This is a genomic window from uncultured Gelidibacter sp. (assembly GCF_947500795.1).
Classification (GTDB): domain Bacteria; phylum Bacteroidota; class Bacteroidia; order Flavobacteriales; family Flavobacteriaceae; genus Gelidibacter.
Genome location: NZ_CANMTE010000001.1, coordinates 283,149 through 299,746 on the forward strand (window position 1 = coordinate 283,149; position 16,598 = coordinate 299,746).

Sequence of the window (16,598 nt, forward strand, 5' to 3'; positions counted from 1 at the left end):
TTGTAATTACTCCAATGATTTCAATTCTTCCATTAATTTCTTAACGCCTTTAGTGGCGGTTTCAGCTATGACGGTTAAAGTCCCGCGACTTTCCATTGCAGGTTTAGGGTCAATAAAAAACGTAGGCGTTCCTTCAGGGACATAATGCATCAAACTGGCTGCAGGGTAAACTTGCATAGACGTGCCAATAATAATGAGTACATCTGCAGTAGTACATACTTCAATTGCCTTGTCAATCATCGGAACTGCTTCTCCAAACCACACAATATGAGGTCGTAATTGATGACCTTTTGGACAAGTATCGCCTAGATTAATGTCACTTTTATGTTCAAAATACTCCTCTTCATTAATGATATTTCTCGCTTTGAGCAATTCACCATGCAAATGAATTACATTGGAACTTCCTGCACGTTCATGTAAATCGTCCACATTTTGTGTAATAATAGACACTTCATAATCCGTTTCAAGTGATGCCAAATCAAAATGAGCACTGTTCGGCTGCACACTTAACAATTGTCGTCGGCGTTGGTTATAAAATTCCAACACCAACTCTGGATTATTTCTAAATGCTTCAGGCGTTGCCACGTCCATGACATTGTGGCCTTCCCATAAGCCGTCAGCATCCCTAAAAGTCTGTAATCCACTTTCCGCGCTAATTCCCGCGCCCGTAAGTACAACGATATGTTTCATTTTTATAAGTTTAAGTGTATGATATTCAAATTCCTGATTCAAGATATCGGAAATAGCCTATCAAAAGCAAGAAATAAGATGTAGGATTTCAGGCTACACGTTATCTTTGTTCCATTAATTTGTCTAAATATAAACTTTTTCAATGATTGATCTTCAACTTCTAGAGCATTTAGAAACCTATCTCACTCCTGAACGAAAAGCGCGTTTTGATGCGGTACTTCCTAATAGAACCAAACATTTTACCGTTGCTACGGAAGATGTATATCAATTGCATAATACAAGTGCCGTGATACGTAGTTGTGATGTTTTTGGGATTCAGGAAGTTAATATAGTTGAAGAGCGCAATTCAAAACGTATAGATAGGGAAATTGCGATGGGGTCTCAAAAATGGGTCGATTTAAATCGATTTCATTCCGTAGCAGACTGTATTCAGGATTTAAAGCAAAACGGATATCAAATTGTGGCCACCACGCCGCATGAACAGGATCAAGTTCTAGCCGATTTTGACATTTCTAAAAAGTCGTGTTTCTTTTTTGGAAGAGAGACAGAAGGGTTATCTCAAGAGGTAATGGAAGCGGCCGATTGTTTTTTGAAAATCCCGATGGTTGGTTTTACGGAGAGTTTGAATATTTCAGTTTCTGCAGCCATCATTTTACAAGATGTAACTAATAAACTTAGACGATCTGATATCAATTGGCAGTTGACGGAACAGGAACAATTGCAAAAACGCTTGGATTGGATATCCAAGACATTAAAAAGCTATGGTAAGATTGTGGAACGGTTTTATGAAACCGCAGAGCGCTAGTATCTTTTTTTGCTTCGGCTCAAAATTTTGTATTCTTCGTAACATTCGCTAATGGCATCCAAAATTTGAAGGTCGTTTGCTGTCTGAATGAAATCTCGAGAATAGTTGCATTGACTCACAATTTCATCTAAATCAACACGGTTTAAATCTAGAAGTACCATCAACATCTCACGATCAAAACGAGAGGCAAGCAAATTGCGGATTTCGTCATCCTTTTTCATTTGCTTAAGCTTACTGAGTTCGTTAGGTTTCTTTCCGAACATATTGTAGAGAAAGTCGGCTGGATTAAAAATCGCACCTAAAACTTTATTTACGGCCCCAGCATCACCTGCTTCGTAACCAGCTGTAGAAAGTCCAGAAATGCTATAACGGTAATTGGTTCTTATAGGCACTTGATTCATATCGACCTCTAAGAAACCGGTAAGGCGTAACTGATTCACCACGACTTCCTCTAGCGCAAGCGCAAGCTCTGTCAGTTCAATTTTAGTTTCACCAAACTTAAGCCAGTCGTTTGTTACCCGTACTTTAATTGATTTGTATCCTAAGAAAGAAAAATGAAGCGTATCATTTGCAGTGGCTCTAATTTCGAATTTACCAGAACTGTTTGTGGTAGTTCCCACAACTTGATTCAAATTGACAATATTTACACTTTCCAAGGTTTCATTGGTGGTGGTACTATACACCACACCTTTAATGGTGGTTGGCTCTTGTGCCACACTGAGAAACGAAATAAATAGAAAAGCAGTAAGTACTAGTAGGTGCCTCATTGGAAAATTTAAGTGATAAAAGTAAGAAACTAAACTTAAAAACATATTGAAACCTTACAATTTTGATATAATATTAACTTTCAAGATAGCACTTATTGTATTGCTATTGATGCGTCACTAGAATACGAGATTTATAAAACTAAAAAAACGAAGTGAAAAAGTTTAAGTTTCCACTTCGTTTAATAATTACTATATATTCAGTTATGCGTTTGCTAACTAATCTTTACGTCTAGAACGTGTTGGTCTTGAAAACCCAGCTTCAGCTGTAGGTCTTTCACTAGCGCCAGAACGTCTGTCTCTTCTATTTGGTCCAGAACTGTCTCCAGAACGTCTTGGTCTTGAAGCATCAGAACTTCTTCCGCCTCTACTTCCAGCTGCTTTGAAATCGCCTCCAGAACGTCTTTCGCTACGCGGTTTGAAATCGCCACCTGAGCGTCTTCCACCACCATCGCCGCCACTAGAACGTCTTTTGTTTCTGCTTGTGCCTCTGCCTTTATCTTCGCTAACTTCAACATTTACAAAACGACCATTGTGTTTGTAATCGTTGAAAAACGCTAATATTTTATCTTGTAAGCTTTTATCGGTATTAAAGAAAGAGAAACTATCCTTCACATCAACTTTAAAGACATCATCTCTTCCAAGATCTAAAATGTCTTTTAAGAAATCTTTCAAGCTCATCCAATCAAAGCCGTCTTTTTGACCAACGTTGATGAAATAACGAGCAGAATCGTCATTACTTCCGTAATCCTTACCAAAATCGCCATCTCTATCGCTTCCACGTGATTCAGCTACTGATAAGTTTTTGGATTTATTGTAGTAGTTAAAGAAACGTGTGAATTCAACAGAGAAGAATTTTTTGATCAATTCATCTTTTGAAGTGTCTTCAAACAATTCGTTAATACTAGTAAGGTATTTTTCAATCTCAGGATTAATTTCCGTAGTATGGATTTTGTTTGCCAAAGACATTAATTGTACTTCACAAATTTCCATTCCGTCAGGAATTTCTTTCTTGTCAAAGCTCTTGTTAATGATACGCTCAATACTTTTGATTTTACGTAATTCACTTTTAGAAACAATAACTATAGAGACTCCAGTTTTTCCTGCACGACCTGTTCTACCTGAACGGTGTGTATAAGTTTCAATTTCATCAGGTAATTGGTAATTGATAACGTGTGTAATGTTATCGACATCAATACCACGGGCAGCAACATCCGTAGCCACCAACATTTGAATTTGGTTTTTACGGAACGAATTCATGACCATGTCACGTTGGTTCTGGCTTAAATCGCCATGTAAAGCACCAGCGCTGTAACCATCTTCAATTAATTGCTCAGCTACTTTTTGAGTATCGCGTTTTGTACGACAGAAAATTACTGAGAAAATATCAGGATTAGCATCAGCCAAACGTTTTAAAGCTTGGTAACGGTCACGAGAATTTACTAAATAGTATTCGTGAGTAACCTGATTTGTACTTTCATTTTTATTTCCAACAGTGATTTCAACCGGCGAATCCATGAATTTTTTCGCAATGGTAGAAACTTCTTTTGGCATGGTTGCAGAAAACAACCATGTGTTTTTATCTTTTGGAGAATGGGAAAGAATATCAGTGATATCCTCATAAAAGCCCATGTTCAACATCTCATCTGCCTCGTCAAGTACAGCGTATTCAATTTTTGAAATGTCAACCATATTACGGTTGATCATATCTTTCATACGACCTGGAGTAGCAACAATAATTTGTGCACCTCTCTTAACTTCTCTTGCTTGGTCAGTAATGCTTGCACCACCATAAATAGCAGCAACATTAAAACCTTTACAGTATTTACCGTAGTTTTTTAATTCGTTGGTAATTTGTAAACAAAGCTCACGAGTAGGAGAAAGGATTAAACCTTGAGTGGTTCTACTTTCAATGTTGATTTTTTGTAGCATTGGGAAACCAAAGGCAGCAGTTTTACCTGTTCCTGTTTGTGCCAAAGCCACTAAGTCTGTGTCTTTTTCTAATAAAATTGGGATTGCTTTTGCTTGGACGTCACTTGGGGTTTCAAAACCCATGTCGGTAATAGCGCGTAAAAGGTCATCATTAAGACCTAAATCTTGGAATGTGTTCATTCGTTTTAATAAGTATTCGATTATGTTCTTTGGTGTTACAACAGAAGCGAATCGACATACTTAACCTAAACTCCCCGTAACACATCCTCACCTTGAGGAAATTTTTCAAGGTGCAAATGTATGGTTTTATTTTTTATTTATAATTATAAACTTGCGTTTTATTTTGAAGTTTTTTTGAGACGGATATAAATCTCTGCGGATTGACATTCAATTCGTTAGGGTTTTATAAGCTTGAAAAAGCCAATTCTAGCCAATTGAATTTAAGAAGTTTACCAACTGATTTACGGCTTTTCCACGGTGACCAATTCTATTTTTTTCTTCCAAAGAAATCTCCGCGAAAGTTTTGTCGTAACCTTCTGCTTTAAAAACCGGATCATAGCCAAAACCTTCATTTCCGCTTTTGCTTTTTGTGATTTCTCCTTTGCAAATACCCGTAAAGGTGTGTTGTGAACCATTTAGCTCTAACGCAATGACCGTTTTAAATTGTGCTTGTCTATTGGTATGGTCTTCTAGTTCGTGGAGTAGTTTTTGAATGTTATCTTCTGAATTTCGCTGCTCACCAGCATAGCGCGCTGAATATACTCCAGGTTCACCATTTAATGCATCCACTTCCAAACCGGTATCGTCTGCAAAACAGTCATAGCCATATTTTGTTTTGATGTATTCCGCTTTTTGGATGGCATTGCCCTCAATAGTCGATTGCGTTTCAGGAACATCTTCTAAGCAGCCGATGTCTTCCAAACTTAAAAGTTTTATGTTATCAGGAATCAAACGCTGAACTTCCTTTAATTTATTAAGATTGTTGGTGGCGAATACGAGTTGCATATAATATTATTATAGTGTGATAAGGTTGGGCTGGTAAAATTAAAGGAAAAATTTTAATCTCATTTTATAAAACGATTATTGAGGTGAGGTGAACGGCAACTTTAAGCATATTTTATGATTTCTGTCAGCTTGAATTCCTTTTAAAACCCTTAATTTAGTCTTATAACTAAAAAACAATATTCATGACAATAAACATTCAATTCGTAAACTTAGACTATAGCGATTCACTTGCTGAACATACCACTGAGAGATTAAAAAAAATGGCCGAAAAATATGATTGGTTGATCAGTGCAGATGTGTTTTTCAAAGAGGAAGGTAATGAACCTGAAAAGGGTAAAATCTGTAATATCAAATTAAGTGCGCCAGGACCACAGATATTTGCTACTTCTGAAGAAAAAAATTATGAAATGGCAGTAAAAGAGACCATTAATGACTTGGAAATTCAACTTAAGAAGAGAAAACAAACTTTTAAAACATTTTAATAAAATGCGAATCTATCTGTGATGGTAAGGTTCGTTTCGTAAAATAGTAAATGCACGATACAATTGTTCAATCATGAACAAACGGATCATCTGATGGGAAAATGTCATTTTTGAAAGTGATATTTTCCCATTTGATTTATTATAAACGTCTTGCGAAAATCCGTAAGGACCACCAATAACAAAAACCACTTGTTTTACACCCGAGTTCATGTGTTTTTGTAAATAGTCTGAAAATCCTACAGAATCGTACTGTTTTCCATTTTCATCCAGCAAAATCAGAACATCAGTGGGGTTGAGCTTGGCTAAAATCAATTCGCCTTCTTTCTGTTTCTGCTGCTCTTCACTTAAATTCTTTACTTTTTTCAGATCAGGAATGATCTCGAAATCAAATTTGATGTAAAATCCCAAACGTTTTTGATAATCGTCAATGAGCGTTTGCAATTGTTTATTGTCGGTTTTGCCTATGGCCAGGAGTTTTATTTGCATGGTGTAAAATTACAAATTTGTCGGGATATGGAATTTGAGTTTTGTAATTTGAGTATTTCCATTTTCAATTAGTATTTTTACGTTAAATATCTCAAAAAAATGATTTCAAAAGAGCAGTTCAATAAAGAAATAGAAGGTATCATCAGTAATGCCATTAGAGAAGATGTAGGCGATGGCGATCACAGTTCATTGGCATGCATCCCCGCATCAGCCCAAGGAAAAGCAAAATTATTAGTAAAAGATAACGGCATTATTGCCGGTGTTAAATTCGCAAAACAAGTTTTTCACTATGTTGATAAAGATTTAAAGATTGAGACTTTAATTGAAGATGGTGCGGCGGTGAAACATGGCGATATTGCATTTTATGTGGAAGGCGCATCCCAATCTATTTTAAAGGCAGAGCGTTTGGTGTTGAATGCCATGCAACGAATGAGTGCTATTGCGACCAAAACCAAAACTTTTGTGGATTTATTGGAAGGTACCGGAACCAAAATTTTGGATACAAGAAAAACGACCCCTGGAATACGCGCTTTAGAAAAATGGGCGGTAAAAATTGGAGGTGGCGAGAATCATCGATTTGCATTGTATGACATGATCATGCTTAAGGACAATCACATTGACTTTGCTGGAGGCATCACCAAAGCCATCACAAAAACCAAAGATTATTTAAAGCAAAATAACTTAGATCTTAAAATTATTGTCGAAGCGAGAAACCTTGAAGAGATTGAAGAAATTCTTAAAACGGATGGTGTTTATAGAATCCTGATCGATAATTTTAATTATGAAGATACTAAAAAGGCCGTCGCTTTAATTGGTGATAAATGTTTGACTGAATCATCTGGTGGAATTAACGAAGTAACAGCGCGAGAGTATGCCTTATGTGGCGTGGATTACATTTCTTCGGGAGCGCTTACCCATTCCGTATATAATATGGATTTAAGCTTAAAAGCTGTTTAAATGTCTGAGAAACCTGATGCAAATATTGAGGATGAAATCGAGGATAAACTCGATCGCATCCCCATTTTAAAACATCTCATTAGGCTTCTTAAAAAAATAGAGCTGCCTGCTTTAGAAGGGTTAACGCTCTATTATTTTTTAAGACTTTACGGGAAAGGGATTATTAAAGGTGCGGTAACCAGTAGGGCGAGTGCCATTGCATTTAGTTTCTTTACGGCCATTTTTCCATTTTTATTGTTCATTATTATTCTCATCCCTTATATTCCCGTGGAGGGATTTGAATATGAGTTTAAAGGATTTTTGAACTCCGTGTTGCCACCGCAAACTTCCGATTTCTTTTTTGAAAATATCTTTCAAAATATCATGAAGGGGGAAAATGGCGGATTGATATCTACCGTTTTTTTACTGTCCATTTTCTTGATGGCAAACGGGATTAGTGCACTTTTTTCGGGATTTGAAAGTTCATACCATCAGCAACTCACCAGAAGTGTCGTTAAGCAATATTTGTATTCGTTGTTTGTCGCGCTTATTTTGGTGTTTCTATTGATTATAACCATTGCGGTAATTGGATATTTTCAAATTTATGTCATTCAGCGTTTGCTGTATTATATGGATAAGCAGGGGTACGAAACCTATCAGGAAGGATTGTTTATGGCCGCTATAGCAAAATATGTGTTTTTTGTATTTATGGTTTATATTGCCACGGCTACCTTGTATTATTTCGGAACCAAAGAAGGGAAACATTCTAAATTCTTTTCAGCGGGCGCCTTATTGACCACCATATTAATTATCGTTTTTTCCTATCTATTTGGCATTTATGTGACGTATTTCTCGAGTTATAATGAGCTTTATGGTTCTATTGGAGCCTTATTGATTCTGTTATTTTATTTGTGGCTGAACTCCAATATCCTTTTGTTAGGGTTTGAATTGAATGCTACCATCAGACGATTAAAGAAATATAACGATTCTAAAAAACGGGATCAAAACCTACTGTAATTTCCAGCATGCAACATTTTATTGACGTCATTCTTCCAATTCCGCTTGAAAAACTATTCACGTACAGTATTACTGCTGCCGAATCTGAATTTTTAAAGCCAGGGATGCGTGTGGCGGTACCATTTGGTAAAAGTAAAATCTACACGGCATTGGTCTTTAATGTGCATCAGCAGAAACCTGTGGCGTATGATGCGAAAGACATTCATCAGATTTTAGATGAGGCGCCAATTACAACGCCTACGCAGTTAAAACACTGGCAGTGGATTGCCGATTATTATATGTGTACTTTAGGTGATGTACTACGGGCTGCGCTACCGAATTCGTTTTTGCTTGAAAGTGAAACGATCATCACTAAAAATTTGGATAAAATCATTAATGACGACGATTTAAAAGACGAGGAGTTTTTGGTTTATGAAGCGTTGCATCACCAATCGTCATTAAAAATTCAAGATTTAGTCACTATTCTCGATAAAAAGAATGTATTTCCAATAATCAATTCGCTTCTCGATAAAGATGCCATTGTGCTTCAAGAAGAAGTGTATGAGAAATACAAGCCGAAATTAGTGCGTTATGTGAAGTTGAATCCGCAGTATGCTGAACAGGCAAAACTGCAACAATTACTAGAAGACTTAAGTAGGGCGCCAAAACAAAGGGATGTGGTGATGACTTTGTTTTCAATTTCTGCACAAACGAAAAAGCCTGTAAAAGTATCTGATCTGTCTGAGGCTAGTGAAGCGTCTTCATCCATTATTAAAACCCTTATTGATAAAGAAATTTTAGACGAGTATCATATCCAAGAAGATAGGGTCGGTTATTCGGGCGATGCTAATGAAGATTCTAAAACATTAAATGTTTATCAGGAGAAAGCTCTGGAAGAAATAAAGCAGACATTTGAAGACCATAATATCACCTTACTTCACGGTGTGACGTCTTCCGGGAAAACAGAAGTGTATGTAAAGCTTATTGAAGATGTCATCGCCACGGGGAAACAAGTGTTGTATTTGCTTCCGGAAATTGCCTTGACCACACAATTGGTGACGCGTCTTGAAAATTATTTTGGAGGAAAGGTTTCGGTGTATCACTCAAAATATTCGGCTCATGAGCGTTTTGAGTTGTGGCATAATGTGTTGGAAAACCAGCCGAAAGCACAAATCATCCTGGGAGCACGCTCGTCCATCTTTTTGCCGTATCACAACTTGGGATTGGTAATTGTAGATGAAGAGCATGAAACCTCCTTTAAGCAGTTTGATCCGGCACCACGTTACCACGCTCGGGATGTTGCCATTGTGTTGGCGGCATTGTTTAACAGCAAGACGCTGTTGGGGTCGGCAACGCCAAGTTTGGAAAGTTACCATAATGTGCAGCAAGGAAAGTATGGCTTGGTGGAAATCACCCAGCGTTTTAATGATGTGTTGATGCCGGACATTGAATTGGTAGATATTCAGGATAAACACAAACGGAAGCGTATGAATGGCCATTTTAGCGATCGGTTGATTGAGGAAATGACCGACGCGCTGAAGGAAGGCCATCAAATTATTCTGTTTCAAAACAGGCGTGGTTTTTCGCCCATTGTAGAGTGTAATACTTGTGGCCATGCACCGCAATGTTCAAATTGCGATGTGAGTTTGACCTATCATCAATATAAAAATGAATTGCGTTGCCATTATTGTGGGTACTATACCGCAATGCTCAAAACCTGTATGGCTTGCGGCAGTGTGGATTTAGATAATAAAGGATTTGGAACAGAGCAAGTGCAGGAGGAGGCTCAAGCCATTTTTCCGGAGCACAAAGTGGCGCGAATGGATTTAGATACCACGCGCGGTAAATTCGGCTATGAAAAAATAATTAGGGCTTTTGAAGAAAAAGAGATTGACATTTTGGTAGGCACGCAAATGCTGACCAAAGGTCTCGATTTTAGAAATGTGAAGCTGGTGGGCATTATGAATGCTGACAATATGCTGAATTTTCCTGATTTCAGAGCGCACGAGCGTAGTTTCCAATTAATGCTACAAGTTTCGGGTAGGGCAGGACGGACAGATGAACGCGGGAAAGTGTTGATTCAAACCTACAATCCGCATCATCGGATTTTACAGCAAGTCTCCACGAATAATTATGCTGAGATGTTTAAGGAGCAAATGGATGAGCGCCATAATTTTAACTATCCTCCAGTTTATCGTTTGATAAAAATCACGTTGAAGCATAAAGACTATAATAAGGTGAATATTGGAGCCGAGTGGTATGCCACAGCATTGCGACAAGTGTTTAAAAGCCATATTTTGGGACCTGAATTTCCGCCGGTTTCCAGAATTAGAAATCAGTTCCATAAGAATATATTAGTGAAGATTCCGCCGCAACAGTCGTTAGGAAAAACGAAAAAAGCCATCGTTAAGGTTAACAATAGCTTTTTGAGCATTAATGAATTTAGGTCGGTTAGGGTAATTCTTAATGTCGATAATTATTAGTGAGATAGAAATTTGGTACAAATTTCGTGATCGAACTAATCCCGCTATTTTGCGGGATCTGATTATCTTATTACTTTATATGTTATAGAAATTTGGTACAAATTTCGTGATCGAACTAATCCCGCTATTTTGCGGGATCTGATTATCTCAATGCTTTATATGTCATAGAAATTTGGTACAAATTTCGTGATCGAACTAATCCCGCTATTTTGCGGGATCTGATTCTCTTATTACTTTATATGTTATAGAAATTTGGTACAAATGTCGTGATCATAAAAATCAAACTGAAATACCAGTCCTTCTGTATGAATATCTAGAGCAGATTTAGAAAATCGGGGCAAATCCTCAAAAATCATTCTAGCTATACTTTCAAGTAATTGTTTAATCTATAATTTCAGCAATTATAATTTTATGTTTGATAAAAACTTCAGTGTGTAGAATTGATTAACGCTTAAATGTTATTCAACGCGTCTACAAGTTCTGATTTTTTATTTCTACTCAACGGAATTTCATAAGCGCCAACTTCAACATTTTTACTATTGAAACGGTCTACTTTGTCCAGATTGACAATGTACGACTTGTGAATTCTTAAAAATTTACCTTCAGGGAGTTCCTGTTCAAAAGCTTTCATGGTAGAAAGAACTACCAAGCTGTTTTCTTCAGTCACTAATTTAACGTAATCGCCAAGGGCTTCAATCCATTTGATGTCCTTAATATATACCTTACGTTTTTTGAGATTACTTTTTACGAAAATATGTTCACCATCAGTTTCATTGAAATCGAGTTTCAATTTATGTTGTTCCACTGCTTTTTCAACAGCAATGTTAAAACGCTCTCTGGTGATTGGCTTTTGTAAATAATCGGTAGCATCATAGTTAAACGCTTTAAAAGCGTATTCTGTTTTGCCGGTAACAAAGATAATTTGGGGTTTGTTATTTAGAACGTCCAGTAGCTCGAATCCGTTAAGGACAGGCATTTCGATATCCAAGAAAATAAGATCGACTTTATGGGTATTTAGGCCGTTTTTGGTTTCTAATGCGCTACTATATTCTGCAATAAGATTGAGCGATGAATGATTTTCAATTAACTTTACAATCGATAACCGTTGTATCGCAGAGTCATCAACTACTACACAGTTTAAAGTCATAACATTTCATTTGTTTAGGTTAAGATATCGACAATAGTACAAAAAATTCGGATAAAAACCAAAAAACGTCGTTAAAGTGTTTAATTTAACAATATCTTTAGTCTATAATTTACAAATAAAAATACTAAGAATTTAGTTGTCAGTAAAGGAAATAATGCCTATTTTTGCACTCATTTTTAATTAATAAATAGAATTTATATGAATCATTATGAAACTGTTTTCATCTTAAATCCCGTTTTATCTGAGACCCAGATAAAGGAAACAGTAGAGAAATACGAAGATTTTCTTGTTTCTAGAGGAGCGAAGATGGTAGCCAAAGAAGATTGGGGCTTAAAAAAATTAGCTTACCCAATTCAAAACAAAAAAAGTGGATTCTACCACTTATTTGAGTACACTGTAGATGGTGAAGTTATCAATCCACTAGAAGTAGAGTTCAGACGTGACGAGCGTTTTATGCGTTATTTAACTGTAAAGTTAGACAAACATGCTATCTCTTGGGCTGAAAGAAGAAGAACTAAACTTAAACAAAAAGCATAATTATGTCATCAATAGAACAACAAGCTAAAGGAAAAAAAGATGGTGAGATCAGATATTTGACACCATTGAATATTGACACAAGCAAAACAAAGAAATACTGTCGTTTTAAGAAGTCAGGCATTAAATATGTTGATTATAAAGATGCAGATTGGTTGTTAGGTTTTGTAAACGAACAAGGTAAATTGTTACCAAGACGTTTAACAGGAACTTCATTAAAATACCAAAGAAAAGTTTCTGTTGCAGTAAAAAGAGCGCGTCACCTTGCGTTGATGCCTTATGTAGCGGATTTATTAAAATAATTAAAACATAACTATGGAACTTATATTAAAACAAGACGTTGAAAATTTAGGATTTAAAGACGATGTTGTAACGGTAAAGAACGGTTATGGTAGAAATTTTTTGATTCCTCAAGGACAAGCGGTTATGGCAACGGCTTCAGCTAAAAAAGTATTGGCTGAAAACCTAAAGCAACGTGCGTTCAAAGACAAACAAATAATTGAAGAAGCTCAAAAAGAAGCTGAAGCAATTAAGGCATTAGAAATCAAATTAACTTCTAAAGCTGCTGCTGGTGCAACTGCTGGAGATAAGATTTTTGGTTCTATTACCAATATCGATTTAGCAAATGCATTGAACAACGAAGGCATTTCAATTGATAAAAAATATATCGCTATTACTGGTGGAAACATCAAACGTTTAGGTCAATATAACGCTGTTATCAGACTACATAGAGACGTAACAGTAGATATGACTTTTGAAGTTATTGCAGAAGCATAATTTTTAAAACACCTTTTTAAGAAGCCTCAATCCTTTACTGGAATGAGGCTTTTTTCATAATTAAAAATAAATATTCGATGAAATATACAAGACTCACTAAAGAACAATTTGAAGAACTTCACCAGGAATTCATCAACTTTTTGGCCACGCAATCCATTACTGCAGATGAGTGGGCAGATATTAAAGCTAACAAACCTGAAGTTGCCGAGGAAGAGCTGGATATTTTCAGCGATTTAGTTTGGGAAGGTGTTTTGAGAAAAGTGACGTATTTAGAACATATTTCACCACAGCAAATGCACTTGTTTCATTTAAAGGAAACGGACATGCAGTTAATTGCTGTAAAATTAAATATTGATACGGTCGATTTAACCACATCAGAAGGTTTTGATTGGTTTAGAAACAACCTATTGTCTGATGACGTAGAGTTTTTAACGGCCAATAAAGCCTATTCAGAAGACAAAGCATTGGATAAATTCAAGCTCATCCAACAGGGCGGCGTGATTACAAAAGGTGATTTATACAGGTATTTCGAAAAGTTAGTGGTGAAATAAGCCACTTTCTTTTCTCTTATCTATTTTCTCTTCTCTCTTCTCTGAAAAAATTATTCGTAACGCAACGACTCCACAGGGTCCAATTTAGCCGCTTTAACTGCTGGAAGCAATCCCGCAACCACAGCTACAATAAAAGCGATGGTGAAGGCGCTAAACATGGCTAGCCACGGTGTAGAGAACTCGAAGTCTGCCGCTGCCGATACAGCATACCCAATCAGCACACCCAATACAATCCCGATAATGCCACCTAATTGGCCAATAATGATTGCTTCCATAAAGAATTGTGTGGCTATTGTTTTCTTTTTTGCACCTAAGGCTTTACGCACGCCAATCTCCCGTGTACGTTCAGTTACAGATACAAAAAGGATATTCATAAGGGCTATGGATGAACCTAAAATAGTGACCATACTTATTACCCAAGCAGCAATATAGAGGTAGTCTGTTATAGAGCCGATACGGTTTAGTAGATCGTCACTTCGTTCTATACCAAAATCATTTTCTTCAATAGGATTAAGCGCTCTAATATTTCTAAAGGTCAAAATAGCGTCATCCTGAGCGCCTTCCAGCATGTCTTTTTTATCGGTTTTGACACTCAAACTGTAATTGATATTCGGACTCGTAAAGAGTGTTCTGGCTTTTTGTATCGGAATCATCACACGCAAATCTTGATTGTTGCCAAAAGTGGAACCCTTCGATTTTAACACGCCAATCACCTTAAATTTGGCGCCTCTTACACTTATCGTCTGTCCAATTGGGTTGACATCATCTAAAATGGCTTTCACCAAATCGCTACCAATAACGCATAAGTTGGAACTATTATCAATATCAAACACATTAAACTCACGACCTTCACTGATTTCCAATCCGGAGTTTTGGATAAAATTCTCATTGACTCCTAATACCGTAACTTCAGGATCCGTTTTTCTATTTTCATATTTCACTTCAGCCGTTTGCGTCCCTGCGAATGATACAGATACTTTCGTATAAGGGAATTGGTACTTCTCCTCAAATTCTTTGACATCGCGATAACTGATAATCGGATTTACTTTTTGGACTTCTTTCCCGCTTTGACGTTGGGTTGTAAACTCATAACGCTGGATGTTGAAGGTATTGGCTCCCATTGAAGAGAAATCGCTCGAAATGGTGTTTTCCAATGCTGAAACTGCGCTCAAAATCCCCACCAATGCCGTTATGCCAATGGCAATTATTAAAACCGTCAAAATGGTTCGAAGCAGTTGTGTGCGAATGGAATTTAAGGCAATTCTAATATTCTCTCTGAATAATGAAAACATAAACGTGTGGTGTTCTTATTTAGGTTGATAGCTATAAGACTACAAACAGTGAATAAAGTTACTACAAATTTGGAATAACCGCTGTATTTTTTCTTTTTCCGGCTATTAACTCGACTGTTTCCGCAATTATTTAGTAAAACGTCTCGATAAATGTGGAAGAAAACATCCACAATAGTATTTGCTCCTTCTTTTGGTTTTATATTCTTCAAATTATAATATTTTTGCAGGAGTAAATTATTAACTGAGATTCCTGCCCGTGCAGGAAGATAAAACAGATTCCCGCTTTTGCGGGAAGTGAACATGGCAAAAAAACCTAGCATCCCAAAAGGCACGAGAGATTTTAATCCGGAAGAAGTAGCAAAACGCAACTACATTTTTAATACGATTCGTCAAAATTTTGAACGTTTCGGATTTCAACCTATAGAAACTCCAAGTTTTGAAAATTCAGAGACCTTAATGGGGAAATACGGCGATGAAGGTGATCGGTTGATTTTTAAGATATTGAACTCCGGCGATTTTTTAAGTAAAGCAGATCAACAGGCGTATGACGCGAAAGATTCCACTAAAATAACGAGCTCTATTTCAGAAAAAGCGTTGCGTTATGACCTGACTGTTCCATTTGCGAGATACGTGGTACAACACCAAAACGAAATTGAATTTCCATTTAAACGCTATCAAATTCAACCTGTTTGGAGAGCTGATAGACCTCAAAAAGGACGTTTTAGAGAGTTTTTCCAATGTGATGCTGATGTTGTTGGGTCACAATCCTTATGGCAGGAAGTAGAGTTTGTACAATTGTATGATGCGGTATTTACGGCCCTAAAATTGGAAGGTGTAACGATTAAAATCAACAACCGAAAAATTCTATCAGGGATTGCTGAAGTTATTGGAGCACAAGATAAATTGATAGATTTTACGGTTGCTTTAGATAAATTAGATAAAATAGGCGAGGAGAAGGTGAAGGAAGAAATGCTGGGCAAAGGGATTCCGCAATCTGGTATTGATAAATTACAGCCTTTGTTTAGTCTCTCAGGAACGTTTGATTCTCAAATTGAACAATTAAAAACCATTTTATCAACGTCGGAAGAAGGTAAAAAAGGTATTGAAGAATTAGAATTCATTGATAAAGCCATTTCAGAATTAAAATTACAAACAGCAAGTTTACAATTGGATGTGACTTTGGCTCGCGGACTCAACTATTATACTGGGGCTATTTTTGAAGTTGCAGCACCAAAAGGTGTAGAGATGGGATCTATTGGTGGCGGTGGTCGTTATGATGATCTTACTGGAATTTTCGGATTGAAAGACGTTAGTGGTGTCGGTATTAGCTTCGGATTGGACCGCATTTATTTAGTGTTGGAAGCCTTGAATTTATTCCCGGAGACCATCACTAATTCCGTTAAAGTGTTGTTCATCAATTTTGGGGAAGCTGAAGCTATGGCCAGTATGAAAGCCGTAAAAGAATTGCGAGCAAACGGTATTAATGCTGAATTGTTCCCTGATAATAAGAAAACCATCAAACAGTTCAATTATGCTAACAAACGCAACATTCCAAATGTGGTGTTGGTGGGCGAATCAGAATTGCAATCTCATACGTTTACGCTTAAAAACATGGCGTCGGGAGAGCAACAGTCGGTGGATTTGAAGACGCTGGTGACTCTGTTGAAGGAAGCTTAGAACGTTGTTTCGCGGCGATACACTGAGTTGTCTTTAGACTT

General features: G+C 36.9%; 17 protein-coding genes. 10 read left to right on the forward strand and 7 right to left on the reverse strand.

The window, feature by feature from the left end:
• Positions 1–6 precede the first annotated feature (6 nt).
• Positions 7–690 (reverse strand): NAD-dependent deacylase, encoded by a 684-nt coding sequence (locus Q0947_RS01280; protein WP_299390508.1) that lies wholly within the window; start codon positions 688–690, stop codon positions 7–9.
• A 142-nt stretch (positions 691–832) separates the two neighbouring features.
• Between Q0947_RS01280 and Q0947_RS01285 the strand changes: the two genes are divergently transcribed.
• The gene (locus Q0947_RS01285; RefSeq protein WP_299390511.1) at positions 833–1,495 is read left to right on the forward strand and encodes an RNA methyltransferase; all 663 of its coding nucleotides are present in this window, start codon (positions 833–835) and stop codon (positions 1,493–1,495) included.
• On the opposite strand, the gene Q0947_RS01290 is transcribed toward Q0947_RS01285, so the two are convergent.
• The 3 genes from Q0947_RS01290 to Q0947_RS01300 all read right to left on the reverse strand — a co-directional run bounded on the left by Q0947_RS01290 (position 1,492) and on the right by Q0947_RS01300 (position 5,196).
• A complete protein-coding gene (locus Q0947_RS01290) occupies positions 1,492–2,262 on the reverse strand; it encodes a carboxypeptidase-like regulatory domain-containing protein (RefSeq protein WP_299390513.1) in 771 nt (256 codons plus the stop codon). The two genes, Q0947_RS01285 and Q0947_RS01290, sit on opposite strands and share 4 nt — an antisense overlap.
• A gap of 216 nt (positions 2,263–2,478) precedes the next feature.
• Positions 2,479–4,371 carry a DEAD/DEAH box helicase gene (locus Q0947_RS01295; RefSeq protein WP_299390515.1) on the reverse strand — a complete coding sequence of 631 codons (1,893 nt, stop codon included), beginning with the start codon at positions 4,369–4,371 and terminating at the stop codon, positions 2,479–2,481.
• Between the two features lie 246 nt (positions 4,372–4,617).
• Complete coding sequence (locus Q0947_RS01300) at positions 4,618–5,196, reverse strand: non-canonical purine NTP diphosphatase (RefSeq protein ID WP_299390519.1); 579 nt, start codon at positions 5,194–5,196, stop codon at positions 4,618–4,620.
• 182 nt (positions 5,197–5,378) lie between these two features.
• Between Q0947_RS01300 and raiA the strand changes: the two genes are divergently transcribed.
• The gene (gene raiA, locus Q0947_RS01305; RefSeq protein ID WP_299390521.1) at positions 5,379–5,678 is read left to right on the forward strand and encodes a ribosome-associated translation inhibitor RaiA; all 300 of its coding nucleotides are present in this window, start codon (positions 5,379–5,381) and stop codon (positions 5,676–5,678) included.
• 12 nt (positions 5,679–5,690) lie between these two features.
• Here the strand turns inward: raiA and rlmH are convergent, their stop codons facing one another.
• Complete coding sequence (rlmH, locus tag Q0947_RS01310) at positions 5,691–6,164, reverse strand: 23S rRNA (pseudouridine(1915)-N(3))-methyltransferase RlmH (RefSeq protein ID WP_299390524.1); 474 nt, start codon at positions 6,162–6,164, stop codon at positions 5,691–5,693.
• A 99-nt stretch (positions 6,165–6,263) separates the two neighbouring features.
• Between rlmH and nadC the strand changes: the two genes are divergently transcribed.
• From nadC to priA, 3 genes are read left to right on the forward strand one after another with little or no spacing between them, the layout of a single operon-like run.
• Positions 6,264–7,121, forward strand: coding sequence for a carboxylating nicotinate-nucleotide diphosphorylase (gene nadC, locus Q0947_RS01315; RefSeq protein WP_299390527.1), 858 nt, complete (start codon positions 6,264–6,266; stop codon positions 7,119–7,121).
• Positions 7,122–8,117 (forward strand): YihY/virulence factor BrkB family protein, encoded by a 996-nt coding sequence (locus Q0947_RS01320; protein WP_366915481.1) that lies wholly within the window; start codon positions 7,122–7,124, stop codon positions 8,115–8,117.
• An 8-nt stretch (positions 8,118–8,125) separates the two neighbouring features.
• On the forward strand, positions 8,126–10,579 hold the full coding sequence (priA, locus tag Q0947_RS01325; RefSeq protein WP_299390529.1) for a primosomal protein N': 2,454 nt from the start codon (positions 8,126–8,128) through the stop codon (positions 10,577–10,579).
• Positions 10,580–11,030: 451 nt separating this feature from the next.
• Here the strand turns inward: priA and Q0947_RS01330 are convergent, their stop codons facing one another.
• On the reverse strand, positions 11,031–11,726 hold the full coding sequence (locus Q0947_RS01330) for a LytTR family DNA-binding domain-containing protein (protein WP_146889255.1): 696 nt from the start codon (positions 11,724–11,726) through the stop codon (positions 11,031–11,033).
• 198 nt (positions 11,727–11,924) lie between these two features.
• Between Q0947_RS01330 and rpsF the strand changes: the two genes are divergently transcribed.
• The 4 genes from rpsF to Q0947_RS01350 all read left to right on the forward strand — a co-directional run bounded on the left by rpsF (position 11,925) and on the right by Q0947_RS01350 (position 13,588).
• Positions 11,925–12,263: a 30S ribosomal protein S6 gene (rpsF, locus tag Q0947_RS01335; RefSeq protein WP_133757805.1), complete on the forward strand. Its 339-nt coding sequence runs from the start codon at positions 11,925–11,927 to the stop codon at positions 12,261–12,263.
• A gap of 2 nt (positions 12,264–12,265) precedes the next feature.
• Positions 12,266–12,562, forward strand: a complete 297-nt coding sequence (gene rpsR, locus Q0947_RS01340) for a 30S ribosomal protein S18 (RefSeq protein WP_033961670.1) — start codon at positions 12,266–12,268, stop codon at positions 12,560–12,562.
• 13 nt (positions 12,563–12,575) lie between these two features.
• Positions 12,576–13,037 carry a 50S ribosomal protein L9 gene (gene rplI, locus Q0947_RS01345; RefSeq protein WP_299390530.1) on the forward strand — a complete coding sequence of 154 codons (462 nt, stop codon included), beginning with the start codon at positions 12,576–12,578 and terminating at the stop codon, positions 13,035–13,037.
• A 77-nt stretch (positions 13,038–13,114) separates the two neighbouring features.
• Positions 13,115–13,588 carry a DUF6495 family protein gene (locus Q0947_RS01350; RefSeq protein ID WP_299390531.1) on the forward strand — a complete coding sequence of 158 codons (474 nt, stop codon included), beginning with the start codon at positions 13,115–13,117 and terminating at the stop codon, positions 13,586–13,588.
• A 50-nt stretch (positions 13,589–13,638) separates the two neighbouring features.
• Here Q0947_RS01350 and Q0947_RS01355 read toward each other — a convergent pair whose 3' ends face one another.
• Positions 13,639–14,880 (reverse strand): ABC transporter permease, encoded by a 1,242-nt coding sequence (locus tag Q0947_RS01355; RefSeq protein ID WP_299390532.1) that lies wholly within the window; start codon positions 14,878–14,880, stop codon positions 13,639–13,641.
• 300 nt (positions 14,881–15,180) lie between these two features.
• Here Q0947_RS01355 and hisS point away from each other — a divergent pair, with 300 nt between their 5' ends.
• On the forward strand, positions 15,181–16,557 hold the full coding sequence (gene hisS, locus Q0947_RS01360) for a histidine--tRNA ligase (protein ID WP_299390533.1): 1,377 nt from the start codon (positions 15,181–15,183) through the stop codon (positions 16,555–16,557).
• Positions 16,558–16,598 lie beyond the last annotated feature (41 nt).